At 40.2% G+C, this 24,842-nt stretch carries 25 protein-coding genes; 22 read left to right on the top strand and 3 right to left on the bottom strand.

All coding sequences use genetic code 11. From position 1 onward, the window contains the following. Positions 1 to 74 precede the first annotated feature (74 nt). The 6 genes from DW694_RS08820 to DW694_RS08850 all read left to right on the top strand — a co-directional run bounded on the left by DW694_RS08820 (position 75) and on the right by DW694_RS08850 (position 11,950). A complete protein-coding gene (locus DW694_RS08820) occupies positions 75 to 6,581 on the top strand; it encodes a SpaA isopeptide-forming pilin-related protein (RefSeq protein WP_353615811.1) in 6,507 nt (2,168 codons plus the stop codon). Positions 6,582 to 6,649: 68 nt separating this feature from the next. Further along, on the top strand, positions 6,650 to 7,435 hold the full coding sequence (gene srtB / locus DW694_RS08825; protein WP_118752873.1) for a class B sortase: 786 nt from the start codon (positions 6,650 to 6,652) through the stop codon (positions 7,433 to 7,435). Positions 7,436 to 7,846: 411 nt separating this feature from the next. Next, positions 7,847 to 8,749, top strand: a complete 903-nt coding sequence (locus tag DW694_RS08835; RefSeq protein ID WP_015542765.1) for a hypothetical protein — start codon at positions 7,847 to 7,849, stop codon at positions 8,747 to 8,749. A 132-nt stretch (positions 8,750 to 8,881) separates the two neighbouring features. Further along, on the top strand, positions 8,882 to 9,271 hold the full coding sequence (locus DW694_RS08840) for a BlaI/MecI/CopY family transcriptional regulator (protein ID WP_059085781.1): 390 nt from the start codon (positions 8,882 to 8,884) through the stop codon (positions 9,269 to 9,271). Between the two features lie 6 nt (positions 9,272 to 9,277). Then, the gene (locus DW694_RS08845) at positions 9,278 to 11,026 is read left to right on the top strand and encodes a M56 family metallopeptidase (RefSeq protein ID WP_015542764.1); all 1,749 of its coding nucleotides are present in this window, start codon (positions 9,278 to 9,280) and stop codon (positions 11,024 to 11,026) included. Positions 11,027 to 11,083: 57 nt separating this feature from the next. Then, positions 11,084 to 11,950: a DUF2971 domain-containing protein gene (locus DW694_RS08850; RefSeq protein ID WP_055056206.1), complete on the top strand. Its 867-nt coding sequence runs from the start codon at positions 11,084 to 11,086 to the stop codon at positions 11,948 to 11,950. 274 nt (positions 11,951 to 12,224) lie between these two features. On the opposite strand, the gene DW694_RS08855 is transcribed toward DW694_RS08850, so the two are convergent. Then, complete coding sequence (locus DW694_RS08855; protein ID WP_110103110.1) at positions 12,225 to 13,667, bottom strand: DUF4367 domain-containing protein; 1,443 nt, start codon at positions 13,665 to 13,667, stop codon at positions 12,225 to 12,227. Next, positions 13,664 to 14,143 (bottom strand): sigma-70 family RNA polymerase sigma factor, encoded by a 480-nt coding sequence (locus DW694_RS08860; protein ID WP_110103111.1) that lies wholly within the window; start codon positions 14,141 to 14,143, stop codon positions 13,664 to 13,666. Before DW694_RS08860 ends, DW694_RS08855 begins: the two co-directional genes overlap by 4 nt. A gap of 506 nt (positions 14,144 to 14,649) precedes the next feature. On the opposite strand from DW694_RS08860, the gene DW694_RS08870 reads away from it, so the two are divergent. The 13 genes from DW694_RS08870 (at position 14,650) to galT (ending at position 21,613) form a co-directional block, all read left to right on the top strand. Further along, positions 14,650 to 15,174, top strand: coding sequence for a hypothetical protein (locus DW694_RS08870; RefSeq protein ID WP_226844624.1), 525 nt, complete (start codon positions 14,650 to 14,652; stop codon positions 15,172 to 15,174). 245 nt (positions 15,175 to 15,419) lie between these two features. Then, complete coding sequence (locus DW694_RS08875) at positions 15,420 to 15,752, top strand: DUF3784 domain-containing protein (protein ID WP_055056119.1); 333 nt, start codon at positions 15,420 to 15,422, stop codon at positions 15,750 to 15,752. A 100-nt stretch (positions 15,753 to 15,852) separates the two neighbouring features. Next, positions 15,853 to 16,056 carry a PF20097 family protein gene (locus DW694_RS17440; RefSeq protein ID WP_055056118.1) on the top strand — a complete coding sequence of 68 codons (204 nt, stop codon included), beginning with the start codon at positions 15,853 to 15,855 and terminating at the stop codon, positions 16,054 to 16,056. 85 nt (positions 16,057 to 16,141) lie between these two features. Beyond that, positions 16,142 to 17,119: a hypothetical protein gene (locus tag DW694_RS08885; protein WP_055056117.1), complete on the top strand. Its 978-nt coding sequence runs from the start codon at positions 16,142 to 16,144 to the stop codon at positions 17,117 to 17,119. Positions 17,120 to 17,177: 58 nt separating this feature from the next. After that, positions 17,178 to 17,366 (top strand): hypothetical protein, encoded by a 189-nt coding sequence (locus tag DW694_RS08890; protein WP_055056116.1) that lies wholly within the window; start codon positions 17,178 to 17,180, stop codon positions 17,364 to 17,366. Positions 17,367 to 17,425: 59 nt separating this feature from the next. After that, entirely contained in the window at positions 17,426 to 17,758 is a 333-nt protein-coding gene (locus DW694_RS08895; RefSeq protein WP_110103112.1) for a DUF1648 domain-containing protein, read from the top strand. Between the two features lie 92 nt (positions 17,759 to 17,850). Then, positions 17,851 to 18,231 carry a DUF4825 domain-containing protein gene (locus DW694_RS08900; protein WP_055056114.1) on the top strand — a complete coding sequence of 127 codons (381 nt, stop codon included), beginning with the start codon at positions 17,851 to 17,853 and terminating at the stop codon, positions 18,229 to 18,231. 80 nt (positions 18,232 to 18,311) lie between these two features. Continuing rightward, positions 18,312 to 18,506, top strand: a complete 195-nt coding sequence (locus DW694_RS08905) for a zinc ribbon domain-containing protein (RefSeq protein ID WP_110103113.1) — start codon at positions 18,312 to 18,314, stop codon at positions 18,504 to 18,506. Between the two features lie 61 nt (positions 18,507 to 18,567). Continuing rightward, on the top strand, positions 18,568 to 19,047 hold the full coding sequence (locus DW694_RS08910; protein WP_110103114.1) for a hypothetical protein: 480 nt from the start codon (positions 18,568 to 18,570) through the stop codon (positions 19,045 to 19,047). A gap of 27 nt (positions 19,048 to 19,074) precedes the next feature. Beyond that, entirely contained in the window at positions 19,075 to 19,170 is a 96-nt protein-coding gene (locus tag DW694_RS17445; protein ID WP_179963059.1) for a hypothetical protein, read from the top strand. A 427-nt stretch (positions 19,171 to 19,597) separates the two neighbouring features. Beyond that, the gene (locus DW694_RS08915) at positions 19,598 to 19,777 is read left to right on the top strand and encodes an AraC family transcriptional regulator (protein WP_110103116.1); all 180 of its coding nucleotides are present in this window, start codon (positions 19,598 to 19,600) and stop codon (positions 19,775 to 19,777) included. A 1-nt stretch (position 19,778) separates the two neighbouring features. Then, positions 19,779 to 20,129, top strand: coding sequence for a DUF2500 domain-containing protein (locus tag DW694_RS08920; protein WP_158526443.1), 351 nt, complete (start codon positions 19,779 to 19,781; stop codon positions 20,127 to 20,129). Beyond that, positions 20,123 to 21,613: a UDP-glucose--hexose-1-phosphate uridylyltransferase gene (gene galT / locus DW694_RS08925; RefSeq protein WP_110103117.1), complete on the top strand. Its 1,491-nt coding sequence runs from the start codon at positions 20,123 to 20,125 to the stop codon at positions 21,611 to 21,613. Before DW694_RS08920 ends, galT begins: the two co-directional genes overlap by 7 nt. Positions 21,614 to 21,722: 109 nt before the next feature. On the opposite strand, the gene DW694_RS08930 is transcribed toward galT, so the two are convergent. Continuing rightward, positions 21,723 to 22,136 (bottom strand): hypothetical protein, encoded by a 414-nt coding sequence (locus DW694_RS08930; RefSeq protein ID WP_044961941.1) that lies wholly within the window; start codon positions 22,134 to 22,136, stop codon positions 21,723 to 21,725. Positions 22,137 to 22,667: 531 nt separating this feature from the next. On the opposite strand from DW694_RS08930, the gene DW694_RS08935 reads away from it, so the two are divergent. From DW694_RS08935 to DW694_RS08945, 3 genes are all read left to right on the top strand, one after another. Continuing rightward, on the top strand, positions 22,668 to 24,116 hold the full coding sequence (locus DW694_RS08935; RefSeq protein ID WP_021652238.1) for a L,D-transpeptidase family protein: 1,449 nt from the start codon (positions 22,668 to 22,670) through the stop codon (positions 24,114 to 24,116). 97 nt (positions 24,117 to 24,213) lie between these two features. Continuing rightward, positions 24,214 to 24,396, top strand: coding sequence for a hypothetical protein (locus DW694_RS08940; protein WP_118070527.1), 183 nt, complete (start codon positions 24,214 to 24,216; stop codon positions 24,394 to 24,396). 76 nt (positions 24,397 to 24,472) lie between these two features. Beyond that, a complete protein-coding gene (locus DW694_RS08945; protein ID WP_021651963.1) occupies positions 24,473 to 24,823 on the top strand; it encodes a DUF2116 family Zn-ribbon domain-containing protein in 351 nt (116 codons plus the stop codon). Positions 24,824 to 24,842 lie beyond the last annotated feature (19 nt).

Genomic DNA, 24,842 nt, shown 5'->3' on the forward strand with positions numbered 1-24,842 from the left:
AAAGCGATGCAGATAAGAGACGGACCAAAAGAAAACTGCAGGGAAAAAAGCGATCATGAAAGGAGAACGTGCACTTGGAAAAAAACTGGAAGAAAAGATGGATGGCGGGTGCGATGGCTTTTGCTCTGTGCTGCACTACGCTCTTGCAGACGGGAGCTTCTGCAGTATCCGCCGCTGAGGTGGGAGGCGTTTCCGCACAGAGCGAGACGCAGATCGAGGTACAGACAGAAACGCAGACGGAGAAAAGCGAGGAGGAACTGATCGAGGAAACCGTTGCTGATCCGGAACTTGCGCTTATGGTTACCGAAGGGGAAGCCTTTGATATTCAGAATGATTTTACAGGACTGAAACTCTCTGACGGAGACCATGTGGAACTGAAAAAAGCAGCAATGGAAGACGGGACTGTATTTGATTATAACCATGCGGGGACCTATAAATGCGTATATCTTGTTACGCCCGTATCCGGGGAAGCCTATCTGGTTGCCAGAAACATTACTGTGACACCAAGGGAAGCAGAAACAGACGGATCCAATGGCGGCCAGGAACAGGAAAGCGGCGATGACGAACCGGAGGCAGACCCCGTCCTCCCGACTATAAGCCCGGAAGATGCCCCGGAAACTCTGGAAGAGCCGGAAGAAACGGAGGAGCCAGAAGAAGAGGAAACAGAAGGATTTTCCGATGAGGAACCAGAGGATGGAAGCCATCAGGTTGACATCGTACAGGGAAATGAATTCAATATTGAACTGGACCACGAGGACGGACGTTACCAGACGGGGGAGACGGTCAACTTTTCCGGTGATATCCCTCAGGGAAGCCTGATCGCAGTGGGAACAAGTCTTATCGAAGCAAACCAGACAGAGAATACCGAAGATCTTCTGTATGCAGAAGTAAGCTACGATGAGGGAACAAATTCCTTCAGCTTTGAGATGCCGGAAGATGATGTTGCATTAAGTGTGCTATATGACCAGGCTGAGGGCGGTATTAGTACCGTGGCAGCTTCCGATGGAGACTTGTGGGATGATTCAACAGACATTGAAGCTAATACCTATTACTATTATTCAGATGGAAAACTGCATCCTTTTGATTCTGTTATGGGACAGGGCGGAAATGATTCCTATAAGTATATCCGTTACAAAGCAGGCGGAAAGACTTATACCGTCTATGCATACTGCATGCAGCACAGTAAACAGTCCCCGCCAAGTGGAACGACTTATAAAAATATGGTCGAACTGGATGAAGGCGGCGATGACCGTTATTTAAGGAAGGCCATGTTTTACGGATATGGCGGTCCCGGATGGGGCGGCACATTCAACGGCTATAATATCAAATCCATCATGGAAAAATACGGCTGTTCCTCCGAGACCCGTGCAATGCAGCATTATCTGGTCGATTATTTATATGACGGGGAATCCGGATTTGGCGGCTCCCTTTCGACAACTGCCAAAAACATGTTAAAAGAGATCAAGGCAGCCCTTGCAAAGATGCCGGATCCAACGACCATGGAACTGACACCAGGGCTCAGTGCTTCTGCAAATGGAAACCAGAGCCCGACATTTACATGGAAGGCAAATGCAGCTTTTGTGATCACGATCCATCTGGAAAACGGGGTCTCCCTTGTAAATGAGACGACAGGAAAAACCGGGACCGGAAATGTGAGCGTAAAGGGCGGTGAAAAATTCCATCTGGAAGCAACCACCCAGAATATTGGAAGCCTGAAAGGAAAATATGCGATCACATCCAACTATCCGCTTAATTTCCATGCCATGCTCTTAAAGCTGGCGAACAGCCAGGATATCGGATTTGGATATTATACAGATACACTGGAGCTGAACCTGGAGGTAGACTGGCCGGATGAAGCAACGGTCAAGATCATCAAAAAAGATAAGGGAAGCAACGCGCTCCTTGCAGGTGCCGTTTACGGCATCTATGCAGATGAAGCCTGCACGAAACTTATCAAAAAAATGCCGGCAACAAATGCAAAAGGGGAATCCGAAGTAAAGATCACCAAAACACAGGATACCGTTTACCTTCGTGAGATCTCAGGCCCGTCCGGATATGTGCTGGATACCAAAGCCTATGGGGTAAAGCTGGTCGTGGGGCAGACCGCTTCCAAGAACTTAACGGATAAAGAGCAAAAGGGTGCACTCACCATTTATAAAGAAGGAGAAGTGCTCACCGGAGCTGCCGTCACGGAAGATGGTGTGACATTTACCTACGAAAAACGGAAATTGAAAGGAGCCGTTTACAGTGTTTATGCAGGTGCAGATATCAAGGCGGCAGATGGCACCCTCATCTATAAAAAAGGTGCACTTGTCAAGGATAATCTGGTTACCGGAGATGACGGAAGCGTTACGTTAAAAGATCTCTATCTTGGCACCTACACTGTAACCGAGACGAAGGCTCCGGATAATTATGTATGCAAAGGAGAGTCCAAGACTGTTGAGCTTGTGTATGCAGGCCAGACCGTAGAAGTGCAGACCGGCAGTGCCACATTTTTAAATGAACGCCAGAAGGCCGCTGTCCGTGTGGAAAAACAGGACGAAGAGACCAAAAATCCGCTTTCCGGAGGTATTTACGGGCTGTATGCAGCAGAAGATATCAAAGTTGATGGTAAGACCGTTGTTCCCAAAGGAACCCTGATCGAAAAAGCAACGACCGGAGCCGATGGAAAAGCTTCTTATAAAGCGGAACTTCCGATCAATTACAGCTACAGCATCCGGGAGATCCAGGCACCGGAACTTTACCTTAGAAACAGTGAGGATACTTACACCTTCACTTTTAAGTTTACCAATGATAAGGAAGAAAAGGTAAACTTTAGCCATACCTTTACAAATAAGCGTGTAAATGCAACGATCGACCTGGTAAAAGAAGACAGCAAGACAGGAAACAGCGCACAGGGAGATGCCGTATTTGAAGGAGCCATTTACGGGCTCTATGCAAGGGAAGACATTAACCATCCGGATGGCAGGAGCGGAGTCCTTTATAAAAAGGACGAGCAGGTAGCTACCCTGACGACCGATAAAGCGGGAAAAGCAAGCGTAAGCAACCTGTATCTTGGAAAGTATTATTTGAAGGAGATCACGCCTCCAGTAGGTTATCTTCTGGACGAAGAGGAGCATGATGTAAACTGTAACTACGAAGGAGACCAGGTAGAGACGGTAAAACGAAATACCGTTTCCAAAGAAGACGTGATCAAACAGCCATTCCAGTTGATCAAAGCAGCGGATAATGATAAGACCGATGCGGATCTTTTAAAAGGTGCCGGATTCTCTGCTTATCTGATCAGCAGCCTGACTGTAAAGGACGATGGAAGCTATGACTTTACAAATGCGACCCCGATCGTTCTTACGGAAGACGGAAAAACAGAAATGTTTACCGATGAACGCGGCTATGCGTGCAGCATCCCGATTCCTTATGGACGCTACATTGTCCGTGAGACTACAACACCGCATAATTTTATGCCGGTAGATGATTTTATCGTAACCGTAACCGAGAACAGCAGCACACCGCAGGTATGGAGAGTCCTTTTGGACGATGAGTTCAAAGCGAAGCTTAAGATCGTGAAACAGGATGACGAGACCAAACAGCTGGTCCTCCTTGCCAATACAGAATTCAAAGTGTACGACCTGGATGCGAAAAAGTATGTGGAACAGGTAACGACCTATCCAAATACGGTTGTCCATAAATCCTATTTTACGGACGAAAATGGTTACCTGATCCTTCCGGAATCCTTAAAATGCGGAAATTACAGGATCGAGGAAGTGAGCGCACCGGATGGCTACACCCAGAATACCCAGTATGTGGAGATCAAAGTTGACAAGAATACAGCTTATCAGATGGATTCTGTCAGCGGGGATGCCATCATTACCGTGACCTATGAAAACCATCCGGTCAAAGGTAAACTGGTGATCCATAAATCTGGTGAAACCTTAAAATCCTTTAAAAAGGATTTTGTATACGAAGAAACTTCCCTGGAAGGGGCAGAATTTGAAATCTACGCAGCAGAAGATATTTTCACACCGGATCATCAGGTGGACGAGCAGGGAAACCGTCACGTGATCTATGCAAAGGATACCCTGGTAAAAACAGTGACCACCGATAAAAATGGGGAAGCTGTTATCAAAGACCTTCCGCTTGGAAAATACCGTGTGAAGGAAACAAAAGCACCGGCCGGATTTGCCTTAAATCCAGACAGTCAGGAAGTATCTTTAATCTATAAGGACCAGAACACACCGGAGATCGAAGAAAAACTGGAATTTTCCAATGAACGCCAGAAAGTAGAGCTGGGTGTGGAAAAACAGGATGCCGAGACCGGAAAGGCTTTAAAAGGTGCAACCTTTGGATTATATAATAAAGAAGCGATTTCTTCCGGCGACAAGGTGATTGTAAAAGCAGATACACTGCTTCAGGAGATCACAAGCAACGAAAAAGGTAAGGCAGCGTTTACGCTGGATCTTCCGCTTGGCAGATACTATGTGAAAGAGCTGCAGGCGCCGGCGGGTTATGTATCTTCCGATGAGATCCTGGAATTTGATGCCACATACCAGGGCCAGGACGTAAAAACGATCAAATTAAAATCCGTGAAGAAAAACCAGCCGACAACGGTAGAAGTAACAAAAGCAGATATCACGACCGGAACAGAACTTGACGGGGCTTCCATGAGTGTACTGGATAAGGACGGCAACGTGATCGATTCCTGGACATCCGTAAAGGATTCCCCACATGTGATCAAGCGACTTCAGGTTGGAAAAACTTACATTCTGCGTGAAGAGCTTGCACCATATGGCTACTTACGTGCAACAGACGTAGAGTTTACGATCTCTGATACTGCAGAAGTACAGAAAGTCAAAATGGAAGATGAAGTACCGGTAGCAAGACTTCTGGTAAACAAGAAAGGGGAATTCTTAGACAGCGTATCCCTTCTTGACAATGCAAAAGGCATGATCGAGCACCTGTTCAACTATGTGACTGGAAACCTGACTGATGTAACCTTCAATGTTTACGCGGCAGAAGCCATCCGTGCAGCAGACGGGGTAAGTGCAGATTATTATGCGGCAGATGAACTGGTCGGCTCCATTACAACCGATGGAAATGGCATCGCCCAGATGGATAATCTCCCGCTTGGACGCTATTACATCGTGGAAAAAGAGACCTCACATGGCTACGTTCTGGATAATGAACCAAGATATGTGGATCTTACATACCGTGACCAGGATACACCTCTGGTTACTTATAGTGCCGACTGGCAGAATGCGCGCCAGAGGGTACAGGTGGAAGTCCTGAAAAAAGAAAAGGACAGTGACAAAGTACTTTCTGGGGCAATCTTTGGCCTCTATGCAGCAGACGACATCGTATCTTCAAAAGGCAAAGTACTCCTTGCGAAAGACACCCTGATCGAACTGAAGACCACAGATGAGGATGGAAAGATCCAGTTTGTTGCAGATCTCCCGGTTGATAGCAGGTACTACATTAAGGAACTTGCCGCCCCGGATGGCTATGTGACAGACCAGGAACCGCAGGAATTCACTTTTGAGTACCAGGGCAGTGGAACCAGTGTTGCAGAGTATGCGTTCACCTTTGAAGATGAACAGACTACGGTAGAACTTTCCAAAGCAGACCTGACGGACAAAAAAGAACTTCCGGGAGCATCCTTAAAGGTAACAGATGAGGATGGAAATACGGTGGATGAATGGGTATCCAAAGAGGAAGCACATATCATCAAGGGTCTTATCGTAGGAAAGAAATACAAGATGACAGAAACAAAGCCGGCAGATGGTTATGTGACTGCGGAAAGTATTGAATTTACCATCGAAAACACAAAAGAAGTACAGAAACACCAGATGCTTGATGATGTGACCAAAGTGGAAATCAGCAAGAAAGACATTACGGATTCCAGTGAGGTACCGGGAGCAAAACTGATCATCCTGGATAAAGATGGAAAGAAAGTTGAAAGCTGGACGTCCACGGATAAACCGCATATGGTCGAAAAACTTCCGGTAGGCGAATATACCCTTCGTGAAGAGCAGGCCCCGGATGGATACCTCATTGCGGAAGATGTGAAATTTACGGTAAAAGATACTGGAAAAGTCCAGAAAATCAAAATGAAGGACGCACATCCGTATGGAAAACTGGTCATCAAAAAGACCGATTCCACCAGTAAGGCAGCCCTTCCAGGAGCAGAATTTGAACTGCGTGAAAAGGAAAGCGGAAAAGTCGTAGAAAAACTGGTAACGGATAAGACCGGAACAGCGACAAGCGGCAAGATTCCGATTGCTACTTATAAAAATGGAAAAGTAGAGAAAACCGTGGAATATATCCTGGTAGAGACCAAAGCACCAAATGGTTATGAATTAAGCAGCAAAAAAGAAGAGATCCGCTTTGAATACAAAGACGGAAAAACCAAGGTGATCGAGATCGTAAAAGAGATCAAAAACACCAAATCCCCTTCCGGCAGCACACCGACAGGAAACAGCCCGAAAACAGGGGACAGCACCAACATCTGGCTTCCGATCCTTCTGGCAGTCCTTTCTGCCTGCGGCATTGGCGGCGTGATCTGGTATAAGAAGAAAAAAGGAAATTAAGGAATACGGTTCAGGGCTGCTCGATTTACGGGCAGCCCTTTTTCCAGGAAGAATAATCGGAGGTTTGTATGAGACACATTAAAGAAATCATGATCGTGGCAGTCTGCCTGATGGTACTCAGTTTTTGCGTATGTACCGGTTTTGGCATTTACTTTATGTATCGGGAAGGTGTGCAGGAATATGAAAATCTGCGTACATACGTCAAGGAAACAGATGAGGATGACCATACAGAAGGAACAGACGGAAGCGATGGGAAACAGACCGTGGTTGATTTTAAGGCATTAAAAAAGATCAATCCGGATATCGTTGCATGGATCCGGATCCCAGATACCAGCATTGATTACCCGGTAGTTCAGGGAAACGATGACTCCTATTACCTGACACATACTTTTAAGAAGACAGAACATGTGGCAGGGGCCATTTTCCTGGATTCCGATAACAATGCCGATTTTTCTGATGACAAGAACATCATTTATGGTCACAATATGAAAGATGGCAGCATGTTCCGCGGACTTCGAAATTTCCTTGGCGATAAATTTTTAAAAGAACACCATATCCTCTATCTGTATCTTCCGGATGAAGGGGTATGGATCTTTGTGATCGTAAAATGCGAGTATACACCGGCAGATGGAGATGCTTTTTTACTTGGAACGCAGGAAGAAGTCCCGACGCTTCTGCTTTCCACCTGTGGAACAGATGCCTCCAAACGTCTGGTCATATGGTGTGAAAGGCAGGAAGAGAAAGGTGGGCAGATAGAATATTCTGACGAGGAAGCAGAAGTACAGGAAGCTACGGATGATCTTGCTTTCTTAGATGGGGAGTTTGTAGAAAACGAAACCCATGATTTTATTTAAATGTTTGCAGAAATTTAATGGATAATTTCTAAAAAATATAACATTTTAATTTTCAGGTCTTTCTGGATGGACAGGAACAATAATAGTCTATCCGGGAGGACCTTTTTTTTATTGCAAGAATGGCGTAAAATGGCACTTTTGATGGAAATACGATTGCAGAAAAATGAAAAAAGAAATATTAGTTCTGACTATCATGTCCAGTATGCCGCAAATCATTTGGAGAAGGCGAAGGACGTGTTTATGAAAGCGATGAAGATCCTCTGGATTTATATAGCCCAGTGGAAGGAAAAATAGAAATTAAACTGAGATGATAAAAAAATATAGAAAAAAGAATTGACAATTGTATTCTACAGTTGTAGAATACAATTAACTTCTACAGATGTAGAAAATAAAATTCTAGGAGAATCCACGATGAAGACAAAATTTATGACACTTATGACGGTAGCAACACTTGGGATTTTTTCAGCTGCAACGGTTATGGCAGCAGGAAATAACGATTTCTATACACAGCCGCCGGCTGGATCTGAATGGGAAAAAGCAGATACGGAAGGTACCTATGCAAGCTATACGAACGGAAATGATTATGTAAATATCTATAAATATTCACTGGAGGATGTCAAAACAGGGATTGCCAAATGCAATGACACATACGATGCCTGCTATCAGACAATTTATTCAGAGGGAAACAGCCTGTATATGGCAGTGGGATATGCAAAAGATGCAGATGACATCAGTGACGTCAGAAAATTTGTAGAATATATTTCGTATCCTGGAAATCCTTCACTTACCAGACAGGAGAATGAAAACCAGACCGATGATTCTTCTGATGATTCTGATAAGGCAACTACAGATACTGCCAGTCAGAAGTCAGGAGGAGATTCAGATTCCTCCGATACAGAAGAAAATGCTTCTGCAAAATCCTCGGACAGCAATGATGATTCCGATATCCTTTCTACCTCACCAATGACATTAGTTGACAGTGATGGAAATACCATTGAGATTAATTACATTCTTCACAAAGATTATTCTTGTGAATATCGTGGAGATGATGGAATGAACTATACCGATAATGGGGATGAGACTTATACCGACGAAAATGGAAATACCTACTCAGCTCTGAATGATGATACTCATCATCTGGGACATACGTTGGAACAGCATGACCTTCAGGATGCAAACGGTAATACTGTGACGGTTACGGAAACTACAAATGGTGATTATTATTTCCAGGACGAAAATGGTACAGGATTTACGGACAATGGAGACGGGACATGGAGTGATGAAAATGGCAGCAGTTATACAGAAATAGACTGATAGTGGTCAGTAGCTGCAGGAATGGCAAGGGCATTTGCAAATTGTGCAAAAGCCCTTGCCATTTCCGTGAACCGTGGTAAAATAGAGTTATTCCTACATTTGTAGAAAATATGTAACAGGAGGTATGAAAAAGTGAAAAAAACTTACCAGAGACTTCCGGAATCAGAGCTGGATATTATGCTCGTTCTTTGGAATAATACTCCGCCGATGACCAGACCGGAGATTGAGAAAGTGATCACTATGAAGAAAAAACTTGCATCAACAACAATTTTGTCATTGCTGACCAGATTGGAGAACAAAAATTTCGTGGAAGTGACGAAACAGGGAAAAATGAATCTGTATACACCCCTGGTTTCGCAGTCAGATTATCAGGCACATGAAAGCCAGAGTGTTCTTGAGAAACTTTATGGGAATTCACTAAAAAAGTTTGTAACTTCACTTTATCATGGAAAGAAGATCAGCTCGGAAGAAGTCCAGGATCTCAGTGAATTTCTTAAGAACCTGGAGGACAGGGAGGAATAGCGAATTATGGAGGTTTTCATTCTACACATTCTGAAACTGAATGTTATTGCAGCAGTAGTAATTTTACTGGTAAAAGTGCTTGCGACTCTGTTTAAAGGACGTGTATCAGCGAGATGGAAGTACCTTATCTGGCTGTTGATTACGATAAGCCTTTGTGTTCCGGTGCGCCTTCCGGCGAATCTGGCACTGGTGGATTTCAAAGTACTTAGAAGCAGTCAACAGAATACGCAAAGCCCGAAGATAACGGATTACGCAGTCAGACCAGAGGAAAGTCAGAAGATAACAGAAAACGTATCATCTGCGAGCAAAGACATGAAAAATCTGACAGAAATCCCGGAACAAAAGAGAACTGTCAGGTACGAATCAGATAAATGGCTGGGAATTGTGGCTTTGATTTTTGCTGCTGTCTGGCTGAGCGTAGCGGTACTTAAACTGACGGGAGAATTGCTGGCATATTATTTTTCTATAAGGAATCTGGAACGGATGAGTCTGCAGGTAAGTGATACGGTGAGTATTCAGATGTACCGTGCAGCGTGTCAAAAGAAGCACGTACGCAGAATACCGGAACTCAGGCAAAACGCAGGTCTTACCACACCGCTTCTTGCAGGACTTTTACATACAAAATTGTATCTACCAGCAACCGGGTATTCAGCAGAAGAAAGAAAACTTATCTTTTACCATGAACTTACACATTATTGCCATCGGGATCTCTGGTATAAGATGCTCCTTCGAATCTGTGCATCGATATACTGGTTCAATCCCTTTCTTCTTATCATGCTGAAAGAAGCGGATAAGGATATTGAGAATCTGTGTGATACAGCAGTTGTTCGCAGAGTTAATAAAAAGGAACATAAATTATATCGACAGCTGCTTCTCAGGACAGTAGCCATGGAAAATCAGATTCCATATGTGACAGCAAGTCTTAATGACAGCGAAATGGTGTTTAAAGATCGGATTCTGTATATGGTGAACATTCGGAAACTCCGCAAAGGAATTCTTCCGGGAATTCTTGTGACGCTGCTGCTTGCAGGCGGTAATCTGGTATTTAATGTCTCTGCCGGGACAGATACAGTTTCAGTAGAGACGGAGAAGTCTGGTATTGAAAAAAATGCAGATCCAGAGAAAAATAATGTACCGGATTATGCACCATTTTCTGAAATGGTAACTATGCAGAAAGCTGCTGAAACCCAGGACGAAGGAGGAGTGACAGAGAATACAGATACAGAGGATTCTGTAGACGAAGAGGAAAAAGCAGATGCGGAAACAAACGATGAACCTGCCATGGAAAACAGCGGACAGGTAAGTGAAACGACCGATGATGGAATTACCTCTGACAACAACGGGTCTGTTTCATCTTATGAAAATCTGCCAGCAGGCGTACCATATACCAGTGGATTCAGTACTACTTCCGGTGTAGCATCAATTGTAGCACCGGGTGGAGGAGATGAAGAATCCAGAGTTCTTTACGATAACGGAGATGGGACCTATTCTGATTATTATGGGAGCCGATACAGTTATCAGGGAGATGGAAACTGGGCAGATGCCAATGGAAATTCATATCGTACCTGGAATGACGAAGGTTATCATTTCGGAAACCAACTGGAACAGCATGAACTCCAGGGCAGTAACGGTACTGTTAATGTAATAGAAACAACAAACGGAGATTATTATTATTGTGACGCAGATGGGGTCGGATACACAGACAATGGTGACGGTACCTGGACGGATGAGAATGGGAACATCTATACAGAATAAAGGATTTGTCCGATCGATGCATATTCAAATGATATTATTTCAGAAGAGGTATTGTATATGACCTACAATTTAGTAGAAATTCAGAAAAGACAGGAATCTACTGACAAATTTGTTCAGAAAGTTGGTAAAACTTTATGGCATTACACTTCTTTTCCAGCCTTGGATGGAATTTTAAGGAAAAAAGAGATTTGGTTTGGCAGCGCAACGAATGTGAATGATGCAAAAGAAGTGATTGGGTTTATTGATAACCTGAAGCAGAACATTGAGAACGGTCTTACCCAAAATAATATAAAACCCAAATGTGATGTTGATAAAATATTTAAAGAAATATATGACAGAACATCGCAAAAACACCTTTTTATGTTCTGTTTGTCACAGGCATTAGACGATGCAGCTCAATGGGACCGCTATGCCGATTATGGACGTGGTGTTGCAATAGAATTCAATACCGAAGCATTGCACAACTTGTTATATTATCATGGGATGATCATTGGCGAACAGTATTATACTCAGGAGACCAGGGATCATGAATTATACAAATTATTGTCTTCATATATTTCCACTGGAATTCTGGAAGGATTTTCCAACTTAGATGGATTCATTGATAATTTAGCATTATGTGCCCTTATTCACAAACATCCTACATTTACTGCTGAAAAGGAAATCCGAATCGCACCATATTTTGTAACGGACAACGATTCTCATATCGAATACAAAACATTCAATATAATAAAAGAGTTCTACATTTTAGATTTACAAAAAGTCTTAGAAACAGAAAATATGCACAGGGAAGATATTATCAATTCAATTATTATCGGACCACGTTCATCCCAGAATCCAAAAGATTTGGAAAACTACTGCAGACATCTTGGATTGCATAAACTGGCTCAAAATATAAAAGTATCTGATTGTCCATTGCGTTAATAGATAAGAGGTTCCACTTACAGTGTGGAATCTCTTTTTCTGTCGAAACTCATCTATCGATTTTTGTTGTTGTCGGTTGCTTCATATAGTACACTGTCGTTATAATTATTAACCGGCAATGGAAAGAATGAGGAAATCGTATTGGATACCACAGATTACACTTCATGTGCAGAGATTGAAGAAGCAAATAAAGCGTTTTTCGAAACCAAAAGGAATCGAAAAACGCTTTTTCATATATGACATATAAAAAAATGGAATCATAAACGATAGCATATTATTTGCGAATATCTACCAGTCCCTTTTTCAGTATATATTCCGAGAACTCATATGAAGCTCCGTCTCCAGTCACATTCAGATACAGATTTTTGAGGTCACTTTCATTTACGATCCAGGCCATGTTCAGCTGTACACTTTCGCCTGGTTTTATAGAGGAAATGTAGTTTCCACCATTGCCATAATTTTCAGAGACACTATAATATACCATTCCTCCAGTCTTTGCCACGCCGTCCCAGCTAATGTAGTCATAGCCATCGCCGGCCTGTTCTGTTGGAATGTAAAGCTGTACTTTTCCATTTTCCTTAGTCAGGGTCAGTAAAGCACCAAGATAAAGCATATGGTCGATTTCCTCATTTGAATGATTGGTATAGGTAACTGTAACATAGACCAGTTTCTGATTCACTTCCTCTGACTTCACAATTTCATCCAGGGAATCGATTCCGTCGCCAGATTTCACATAATTCAATGTGTTTGTAGATAGCTTTCCATCAGCATCAATGGCTTCCGCCCATTCTTGTGGTATTTTGTCCGGATCGAGAAGCTGAAGATCATCAGAAATTTGAACAGAATCTACCTTTACAGAAATCGTTTTTTCCAGATATTCACCATTTGTGTTTTCACCAATCACATCCAGATCAAAGGTGTCACCAATTTGGTAAATGGGTAGTTTTTTCTCATTTACAGAAGTACTTATTTCATCATTATCATCTTCTGTCTTTTCAGATATCATCTCTCCGCTCCATGTAGGTAATCCGGCGGTCTTTACCATAGTCGTGTTTCCCTCAATCACCAGATTTTCTGCAACTTTTATGGCTTCATCCTTTGACACATCATCTCCGATGTAGATCATAAGCACACGATATAAATCCGGGCAGATAAGATAAATTCTCTGGTTAAGAGCCCCGTTTTCGGTAATGCTATTATATTTGAGATATATCCCCTGGTATTTTCCAAATGTACGCTCTTCACTATCAATAACATTCTGATCCTGTACTACCTGTCCCAGATCATTTTTATCCAACAGGACAAATGAAAAACTGAACCCGCCAGTCATGTCATGCTCAGGATATTGGAGATGGTACTCGTCAATCCAGCTCATGCCCTCCGGAACATATTTAGTAGACAGATCTACCTCTGGGACCTCATCTGGAAGTACGGTCTTCTTTGCTGCATCACCAGCATCAATTTTGACTGAAACACCATAAGAACCCTGTTTTTCCAAAAACCAGTGATACAGATTTACTCCTGCATATACTGCCGTGGAAACTGCCAGCACACACGCAGCTGCCACTGCGGCAACTTTCGGAGCTGTCCATCGTTTTCTTCTTCGCAGATTCGCCACTTTATTATCCGCCAGCTGCTTTGCCACCTCATTTTGAATCATATTATGGATAAAATCCGGTGTTTCGGGAATATCGTTTTTCATATCTTCTAATCTCATATTGACACCTCCTGTAATTCCTGCCTTAATTTTCCTCTTGCCCTTGCAAGTCTCTTTTGAACGGCACCTTCCGATATTTCAAGGATCTGGGCGATTTCTTTTACACTGAAATCTTCTATATAGTATAGAATAACGGGTAAACGCAGTTCCTCTTTTAAGGAATTTACGGCTGTATATAATTCACTGTAATTCTTTGTTTTTTCTAATTCCAGTTCCTGTCTGTCAGCTAGATTTTCCAATGGGATAAATTTACTGGATTTACGCACAAGACTGTAACATTCGTTGATTAAGATACGGATTAACCAGGTCCGGGCATAGTTATCGTTTTTTAATGTACCGACGTTGGAAAAAGCCTTCACAATTGTTTCCTGAATAGCATCTGCACAGTCATAGTCACTAAATAAAATTGTTTTTGCAGTTGAGTATAATTGTCTTTCTGAATCTAGGATCAGAGATCCAAGTTGTTCCTTTGTCATTTAAACACCACCTCTTTTTTTGCCAGCCAGCATTTTCTTTACATCTATTAGACGTGCAGAAATCAAAAATATCCCTAATAATTTATTCTTTTTCTTATAAATGGACAAGTTCGTGGTTTTGCACAAAAAAATGTCTACTTTCAATAGTATTCCATAATGAATGAGATAACTACCAAAAAGATTAATCATTTGTTGGACATTCTTTCGCTCTCCGATGTGAAAAAGAAAAAAATCTCCAATCTGTCAAGCGGATTGAGGGCAAGGTTTGGAACTGCATAATTCCGACCTCAAAGCTGCCGGAATGTGAAATGCGGCTGCGCATTATCAATCAGCGAGGCGAAGATCACAATCAGGTTTCTATTCGTTATCTGTCCGAACACTTGGAAATTGATGAATCTGTTACAACGGAACCACGATTGGAAGATCTGTATCTGTGGTTGTTTCCGCAGACAGATTTGGAAAAGGAGGACAGATAATATGCGACCCCGGATAGGATCAAATCGGCTTTGGAAACTTATCAAAGCTGCGGTCGAGAATATGGGCCGGTCGAGGAAGATGGCTTTCATCTGGCTGTATATATTGAAAAAATCGTCCCGATCCGTCCTTTACTGAACGGTCTGTCCGAAGCGTTTGCTGATCCATTAACAGACATTGGTGCTGATTTAATGGATATTGACCCGAATGACATTAACGGAGCCTATTATGAAAAGTGCGCAAAACATTTACAGGATGTCATGCGGAACGAGCAAAGAGAAAACGAAACCGCACAGCAGAAAGCTCTTGAAAAATATTCAGAACTTGATACGCCATTTTATCTTCATTCTGGAATTTCTAAAGATGCCTTTGATTATATTGAGTTTTATATTTTGTTCCTTGCTATTTTGTGCGTGGCAATCGCAGTACCTACTTTCGCTGGAGAATATCAAACGGGCGGTGACAGCATCCTGCGAACCACCGAATACGGGCGTAAACAATTAGCAATTACCAAGATTCTGGCGGCATTTACACTTTGCGTTTACACAAACCTATGATGAATTTTACGGAAATATTGTAGCTAATAGCATTGTTTATGCGTTGAAAATATCTGAAAAATTGATGATAGTAGAAATATAATATTAAAATAAAAAATTGTTTTACTATAGAGAAATATATAGTATAATACAACCATAAGAAGTGATAAAAAAATAACAAGTTGACCTAGCCAAACATAATAAGTTTTACTGTTGTGTTTGGCTTTTTTTATTTGATAGCCAGAGCGGGAAGTGAGGTGTCTGCAATGCTAATTTGTGTTATCTTTGATTTGGGAATGGCAGTGATTATGTTTTTATTCGGAATCTGCTTTGTAAAATCAAATGGAAAGGCCGCTGCATTTTTGTCTGGCTATAATATGAAATCTAAGGAAGAACGAAAACAGTATGATGAAAAAGAAATGTGCAGAGTATATGGAAATCGGATGATGTGGATGGCACTGCCATTTGTAGCCGGGGCAGCCATAGATTTATTATACAGTGGAATCGGGTGTCTGGCAGCGTGTGTAATATGGACCGTTCAATTTGTTTTATTGATGAAAGAACGTATGAAACGAGAAAAAATAGAAAAGAACATTTAGGCAAAAATTATATGCGAAAGAAGATATACAAGCTATCCAGGAACAGGATAATTCTCGGGAACAAGAGGAACTTTAATTACTTAAAGGAGATGACGTGAATATGAGATGTCCATATTGTGAAGGAAAAATGCGAAAGGGTCAGTTGCATGCGGTTGGTGCAGGGGCAGGACTGGAGTGGAAAGAAGGCTCTGAGAGTTTGCGGTTAAATACGGATCCAGAGTTGGCAGCAAGGATATCTGGAGACCGCATAGCTGCCTATAATTGTGATTTTTGCAGAAAGATTATTGTCCCTTACGAATATTGAGATTTTCAATTCTTTGAAAAATATGCTTTAAGTAGAGATGGGAACCAATTGAATTCGAATACGATTAATTGCGAGGAATCAGGCGATGAAGATAAAACGTGGAGATATTTACTATATAGAGTTGTATCTGGAACCTGGAAAAATTTCTGACCACAATAAAAGAAGCAATGGAACATTGTCATTTACCGGAGTGGAACTAATGGATGCTATTGTGTCAGCTGGGATGCCAGATATATATTTGAACAAGGCGAACAAAAGAAATCGTAAAGAGGAGATATATTTCAAAATTAAATTGTTTGAAACATATGTTGCTTTATTGCCAAACGGAGAACTTTTATTCGATCCTGCAAGAAAAGTCTATTTGGATAGTACAGAAATTGGTGCAATTAATTATTGGATTGGAATGATACTTATCACTGTACTGGGAAAGAAAAAATATGGTTATGAGTATATGGTTCACTTATCGATGATATCAAACTTTAGTTCACATCCACGTATAAAAAAACATCGATTTTTTTCAGTTAATGGCAAAACTACATACAAATCACCGGATCTAATAGCAATAAACAATTCGAACCGTTATTATGGTGTTTTCGAATCAAAAGGTTATAGCGCTTATGATTCAAATGCTATGGAACGTGGTTATATTCAAGCAAAATCAATAGATAAGATAAATGGAAAACCTCCAAAAAATTCTTTAGTTGTAATGACCGTAACAGGAAAGAGAATAGAGATAACGGAAAAAGACCCAGAGGGTGGAATGGAACAGATTGAAGTCAATTTAAGTTTCCTGCAAATATATCATTATTTGCCGATTGTTGAGTTGATTGTGGAATTAGGCCCAGAGGAACAGGAAGACTGGACATTTGGTTCTCTCGTATATGAGGAAGAAAAGTATTCTATTGGAATTCCTACGGTTTTGTATAAGGAACTTCTGCCAATAGCAGAAGGTAAGGAAGAAAATTTACTGGATGAGTTTCTTGAAAAAATTTCTTCTAAGGAAACATATTTATTAGATATCGTTCCGGATGAGGCAAGGCAGCATATTCTTCATGTAAAATAGAAATATGGAACCTTAAATCTTTATCAACAAATTAATGTAGATGTGGGAGGAAAGGGATATGAAAAAAGAATATAAGGTACTTATTTGTATTCTGGCTTTGATATTCAGCATAGGTGCGACTTGCATAGGTTTTGGATTGATTGGGAGCTCTTCTATGAAATTTGGAATGAAATATGTGTGTGATTTCGTTTTTCTGATGCAAACAATAGCTACATGCTGGGTTGTTATAGAATTGCTCAAAAAGTAAGCTTATTAGAGGGCTTTGAGTAAGTACCAGTATCTGACATATGAGAGGAAGGCACTGTTATGGATGGTATAAGCAGCAGGAAATTAACATGGGGAATTTGCATCGTTGGAATTGCGATTGCGATAATAAGCTTCTTTTTCTTACCGGAGATTATTCCCGTTCACTTTGCTGGGAATGGAGTCGCAGATGACTTTGGCAATAAGATAGAAATTTTTTTAATGCCGATACTCCTTCTGGCTGTTACAATCTTGAGTGGTATAAAAAGTATAAAGTATGTTCTGATGCATTCGAAGACTTGGCTAACAGTTGGTCAATATAACCTGATGATTGATTGTATTTTAGGAATTATATTGATCGCAGAAATTTTTATGATTTATGCTTCGTTTGTTTAAAGGCTGATCTATAAATAAAGAAGCAGATATATGGCAGTTTCTGGTTCATTGGGCAGGCTGTTTTATATCAAAGTGTGAAGAGGAGCTGGTTCATGATGAAAAAAGTAATTCCAATTATTTTATTTACGGTATCAGCAATATTGCTTTCTGCATGTGGCAGAAAAGAAGAACTGTACGAGATTCCTGACCTGTCACAGTACAAGACAGATTATGTAGGAGATTCTTCGAATGTTATAAATATTGTAAGTGGGCAAGAGTATCCGGAAGGATATTCTTATGATAGCATACAGATACAGTCTGAAACGAAGCCTTATGGATTAACAGTATTTCTAAAAGTTGAGCCGTCTGCAGTTAAGATTGAAGATGAATTGCAAGTTAATGCGGATATGACATTTGATTTGATTGGTAATTTGGAAACACTTGATTATAAAATAGCGGATAGCAAGGAAATCATTGCATCGTATGAACGGTAGATCATTCAGTGGTTAATATTTTGTCTGCTATTATGTAGTAAGAAAAATAGGAAAGCGAAATATATATTTGGAGGACAGCAATGAGAAAATGCGAAAAGTGTGGAACAGTCATGAGAGCGGATTTAAGACTTAAAGTTAATGGCGGTGGCTATGGGATCATTGTAGATGTAGATGAAAAACAAAAAACGACAACTATAGATGATGTTAAAGTTGCAGTCTGTCCAGAGTGTGGACATACAGAAATGTATTTAGAGGATTTAACTAAATTGAAGTAAAATTAGATATGATTGAAACAGGATAAAAAATTTTGATGGAATGCTTGTGGAGAAAATAAATATGAAAAAACTTAATTATACAGAAGATTTATTGAGAGTTATCTTCTTTTGGATAGGAATATTCTTTCTTGTTTCCGGTGTCTTAAGTTTTCTTGGAATATCAAAACCAGCAGTAAACTCAGGCATTCAGAATCCAGACATGTTGGGAACTGTGTTTTCTATAACGGGAGTGCTTTTGTGTATAATAAGTGCTGCTCTGGGAATTTATACTGCAAAGCTTGATAAATTACATTTACAATTAATCGAAAATGGTACAAAAGTGAAGGGCTTGGTAGAAAAAGTATATTTGCAAAAATACACAAGATATAGAAGACAGATTCCATACAGGATTTTATATAGTTTTACATATCATGATAAAGTGTATTATCACAAAAGCCGTTTGGTATGGGAAAAGCCGGATCTTAAAAAAGGTGACTTGATTACCGTATATGTAAATAATCTTGGTAAATCAACAGTTTATAATTGCAATGAAGCGGTCTGATATCTAGCCTCTATATTTCGGAAAATACTGCACGATCTGTGGTTTACAGAAGAGCAGCTTCAAAGAATGCTGAGGATGAAAAATGCAAATCCATCAGATGTATGGAAATTCAGAGATTATTAATGGACAAATTGAAAGCTGAAAGGAAAACGGCCTATCCGTTTTCAACATTGGCGGATCCGTCTGCTAATAAGTGGTTTACAAATCAAAAAACATGGTAAGAGTATTTTCATAATTCTGTTCAATTTTGTCTATGTTTTCGAGAATTCTGTTCATGTACAAATGCAACTAAATTAGAGTATAATAAGGGAAACCATTAAAACTGGGTTTTCCGTATTGGACATTCCTGTGATGGCAGGAGTGTCCTTTACATATAGCGGTAAATTCTGAAGTAGTTGGCATAGAAGTTCATAAGGTAGTTGATATATGCTTTAAATCTTTTCATTTCGTTTTCCTCCTTTCTTTATCTTACAAGCATATTATAATATCAGAAGACGTATATTACTTGCCAAATGGGAAGAAAAAGTAGACAAAACTTGCAGGAGATTAATTGGAATGTACTGGTAAGAGTATCACAGACATTTGCCTAGATGCAGGAGTTGAGAGCCAAAGGACATTTAACCGGGTATCTCGTGAAAGATATAAAGTAACGTCAAGGGAATACCGGAATCTTTATCGTGAACAATATATAAGTCAGACCCAGGATGAAATATCTGGAATGGAGAAATAGGATGGCATTTATAATCTGTATAGCAGCACTCATAATCATGATGTTTGTATTTACCAAAATGTTGTTAAGTTTTGGCAATAACAGCAGTGCGGCAGTTGAATCTGTTGATGCGACTGTAGTTGAAAAGAAGCAAGGAATCTATACCCATATGCAGTCTGAATCACATGTACCTTGGTTTCGCGTTGTATTTGAGATGACAGATGGAAGTTTGATGGAATTTCAAATGCAACAGGGAGATTTTCGTGAATTGGAAAAAGGCGATCGAGGTATGCTGACTTATCAGGGAAATCGGTATATATGTTACCAAAAATATAAATTTAAAAGTGAAGCACAGGAGGAAGAAAAATGTTAAGTGAAAGCATTGCAAAACTGGTACAGTATGGGATTACAACAGGTCTGACACCAGAATGTGAAAGAAATTACACAACAAATCTTCTGCTGGACGTTTTTCATGAGGATGACTATGAGAAACCGGACAGCATTGAGGAACCTGTTAATCTTGAAGCAACATTGGGCGAATTGCTGGACGAAGCTGTAAAAAGAGGACTGATCGAAGACAGTATTGTATACCGGGATCTATTTGATACCAGATTAATGAACTGTCTGATGCCGCGTCCGGGCCAGGTGCAAAAAGAATTCTGGGATAAATATAAAAAAAGCCCAAAGGAAGCAACCGATTATTTTTATAAACTGAGTCAGGATAGCAATTATATCCGCAGATATCGCGTAGAGAAGGATCAAAAGTGGAAGGTAGACAGTCCATACGGTGAGATTGACATTACCATCAATTTGTCCAAACCGGAAAAAGATCCAAAAGCAATTGCCGCGGCAAGGAATGTAAAATCCGGAAGCTATCCGAAATGTCTTCTTTGCCCGGAAAATGAAGGATATGCAGGACGTGTTAATCATCCGGCAAGGCAGAACCACAGGATTATTCCGATCACAATCAATGATACTCCTTGGGGATTCCAGTATTCTCCGTATGTGTATTACAATGAGCATTGCATTGTGTTTAACGGCCAGCATACTCCAATGAAAATCGAGAGAAATGCATTCATTAAACTGTTTGATTTTGTAAAACTGTTTCCGCATTATTTCCTTGGATCTAATGCAGATCTGCCGATCGTAGGCGGCTCGATCTTAAGCCATGATCATTTCCAGGGTGGACATTATACATTTGCAATGGCAAAAGCACCAATTGAGCAGCACGTGGTACTTCCGGGATTTGAAGATGTAGAGGCTGGAATTGTAAAATGGCCGTTATCTGTACTTCGTATTCGTCATAAAGACTCTAACCGTTTGGTAGATCTGGCAACACATGTGCTGGAAGTATGGAGAGGTTATACGGATGAAGCAGCATTTATTTATGCTGAAACCAATGGAGAGCCTCATAATACAATTACACCAATTGCACGTAAAGTAGGGGATATCTACGAATTGGATCTGACATTAAGAAACAACATTACAACAGAAGAACATCCGCTGGGTGTGTATCATCCGCATGCAGAATATCATCATATTAAGAAAGAGAATATCGGCCTGATCGAAGTTATGGGCCTTGCAGTTCTTCCGGCCAGATTAAAAGGTGAGATGGAACTTTTGGAAGAGTATATTCTTGAAGGCAAAGATATTTCTTCAAATGAGCAGATTGAGAAACATGCAGAGTGGGTTAAGAAGTTCCTTCCGAAATATCCGGAAATCACAAAAGAAAACATCCATGGCATTCTTCAGAAAGAGATTGGAATCGTATTTACCCATGTTCTGGAAGATGCAGGAGTATACAAATGTACGACCGAGGGAAGAGAAGCATTCATGCGTTTTCTTGAAACATTATAAAAATTGAAATAAAAGGATTCTTTGGGAAATGGGAGGTAAGTGAAACCTCCCATTTTTTTTTAAGGAAGATGATGAAAATAGAATATTTTTTATAAGGTGTGAAACCTTCCTAGGCTTTTCTTTTAGATGTAAGAAGAAGTAGCAGTGGAACAAAAATAAAGATCCTCCATAGTGCAGGAATGGTGATATTGTTTCGGAATGCAAATGCACTGCCAGAAGAATCTGCCGGTATGTAAATGCGAAGATCTACAGTACAGGATGAACTTTCATCTCGTATATCTAAAGGAAGCTGAGAATGATATACTTTGCCTTCATGGGTGAATTTAACAGGCAGTGCCCAGTAATAATGACGCGGACTACCAAAATTATAAAGATAATATCCGTCTGCTTTGATTAAATTTGGATTTTCATGGTAAAGAAAATAGTTTTTATTGGCATAAAAGAATGTCCCGCCCATTAATAGAAGCCAGATCAGCACCAGTGCAGCTTTATTCAAAAAAGGACTATCAAATACTCTTTTCAAAAAATCACCTCCTGTTAGATAAGGACATTTTATCAAATGAACCAGGAAAATTCGATAGAAAGAAAAAATTTATTATTATGAGAACCGATTTGCTTGTATCTGCATCTGATTAGTGTAAAACAAACACGTGTATAATCCGGCCGGACAGAAGGAGAAAACAGAGAAGCGATTTTGTATAGAAGAAAATAAGTGAGATCTGATTAGGTGCTGTCGTGAATCAGTCAAGGATGAAAAATCCCTGACCGGTCATGGCAGCCCTTTTTTTCCTGTTTTCAGGGTTCTGTTCACAGAGAAAAAGGAAAGTGTCTGAAAGTACCCCAAAAGTGCTAAATGTGAGATAAATGATGATGCGGTGTTCCTATCCGTAAAAGAGCAGGGGAAAAATGTTTTGTAGAAATCAGCTTACTGTTTGTAAAAGAAAATGTTTTTTCCAGCAGCCTTGGTTATTTTTTATTAAATCGGAGATATTAAAATCAGACGATTTAAAAAGTTTGTCTGAATGCTGTTTATCGTTAAAAACAGGGGGCATGGATGGGAAAAAGAAAAGAGATAACCGGTAAGGATAATGGAAAGCAAAAAATGTGGATAATGATCACTGTCATCATAGTGTTCTTTGCTATGGCTGGCTATGCAGGAATGTCTTATTACTATTCAGACAGATTTTTTCGGGGAACAACGATCAATGGAATTAACTGTTCTGGAAAAACATCGGAAGAGGCAGAACAGGCGGTTGCTAAAAAAGCAGAGGATTATCTGCTGGAAGTAAAGGCAAGAAATCTGAAATCACAGAGTATCAATGGAAAATTGATCGGATATCGTTATGTTTCGGATGGCAGTATTTCCCAATATCTGGATGAACAAAAACCATATAAATGGGTTCGGGGATTTTGGAAAAAGCAAAATTATACAGCCAAGGAAAACATGACCTATGATAAAGTGAAGTTAAAAGAACAGATGGAAAAACTGGAATGTGTAAAAAAAGAGAATCAGACAGCACCAGAAGATGCTTATGTAGCTTATAAAGATTCGAAGTTTGAAATCGTACCGGAAACAGAAGGGAATACCCTGGATTTCAATGGAGCTTATCAGGCACTGTCAGAAGCGATTACTGACAAAAAAAGAACGATTGACCTGAATAGCTGTCCGGCTGTTTATGTAAAAGCGGCAGTAATGAAAGATGATCCAGATCTTAAAAATTCATTGGAAGAATGCCAAAATCTGATCCGGACCAAAATCGTATATATATTTGGAGAAGAAACGGTAACATTGGAGGGGGACGAGATCAGAAACTGGCTCATTTTTGATGAGAGAGGACGGCTGCAAAAAAATGAGGATGAACTGAGACAGTACGTGGCAGAATATGTGGCAAAGCTGGCTGCCACACATGATACCGTAAATACAGAGAGGGAATTTTGTACAACAAGCGGACGTACTGTTCAGGTGTATAGTTCCGTTTATGGATGGAAGATCGATCAGGAAAAGGAAATAGAAACCATTATGCAGGAAATGATTGCAGGAGTACAGATAAACCGGGAACCGGTATACGCTATGCGGGCAAATGCACGGGGTATGAATGATATAGGCAGCACGTATATTGAAGTGGACCTGTCTGCACAGCATTTATATTACTATCAGGATGGTTCGATCATTTTGGAATCGGATATTGTGTCAGGAGATATGCAGTATGCAGAACGGCAGACACCACCGGGAATTTTTCAACTGTATTACAAGAAAAGTCCATCTGTGCTGAAAGGAAAGATGTTGGAAAATGGGAAATATGAATATGAAAGACCAGTAACTTACTGGATGCCTTTTAATGGGGGGATCGGGTTTCATGATGCTTCATGGCAGCCATACTTTGGAGGAAATCGTTTCCGAGAAGGTGGTGGATCCCATGGATGCATTAATCTTCCGGCGGACAAAGCGGCAGAACTTTATAATAGGATAGACGAAAGTGTGCCGATTGTCTGTTTTTATTAAAAATGGGCAGGATATATCGTTTTATATAGAGGTTTGTTTATAAAATGGAAGATCTTAATTGGTCTTCTGTTTTTTTATAATTATCAGCAATAATTTCATGGAAGAAAAGTGTGTATGTTCCGTCCAGATATGGAAAGAAGTCTTTGACCATTTTGACCGGCAACCGAAAAAAATCGAGACAAATGAGAACTATTCGATTGATGAAGATGCAAAGGAAATCTTGCAGGAGAAAAGCAAGAGGATGCTGGTTACAGAAGCAAAACGAATGGCAGTGTATTAAAATTAGGTGGATGTAATTGAGGAAAAAATATGATATCATGTTAGTAACAAAACGGAAATTATGGAGGGAATAGAGTGTGAAAAAATGCAAATATTGTGGCAAAAAACTCAATGATAATTTTGAATTTTGTAACAGTAAATGTGAAAATTGTTATGAAAAGATGATGGATAAAGACAGCCATAAAATCAAGTATTTTACATTAGGCATTATTTTGGGATTCTTAGTTATGTTTTATGGCATTATTTCTAACAATAATGTCTTTATAATAGGAATTGGGATTATAGTAATGGGTATAGATGTTGTTTTATTGCCATTTACAACTCCTGAAACAATTAATTTTCTAGGATATCAAAAGTCAAAATTCGCAGGAAGAATATCAGGCATATTGCTTATAGCAGTTGGAGTATGGATGTGTTTTATTCAATGATAAATCCCAGCCTGCAAAA

Origin of the sequence: Ruminococcus sp. AM26-12LB (assembly GCF_003480785.1) — a bacterium.
Taxonomy (GTDB): Bacteria; Bacillota; Clostridia; order Lachnospirales; family Lachnospiraceae; genus Blautia_A; species Blautia_A fusiformis.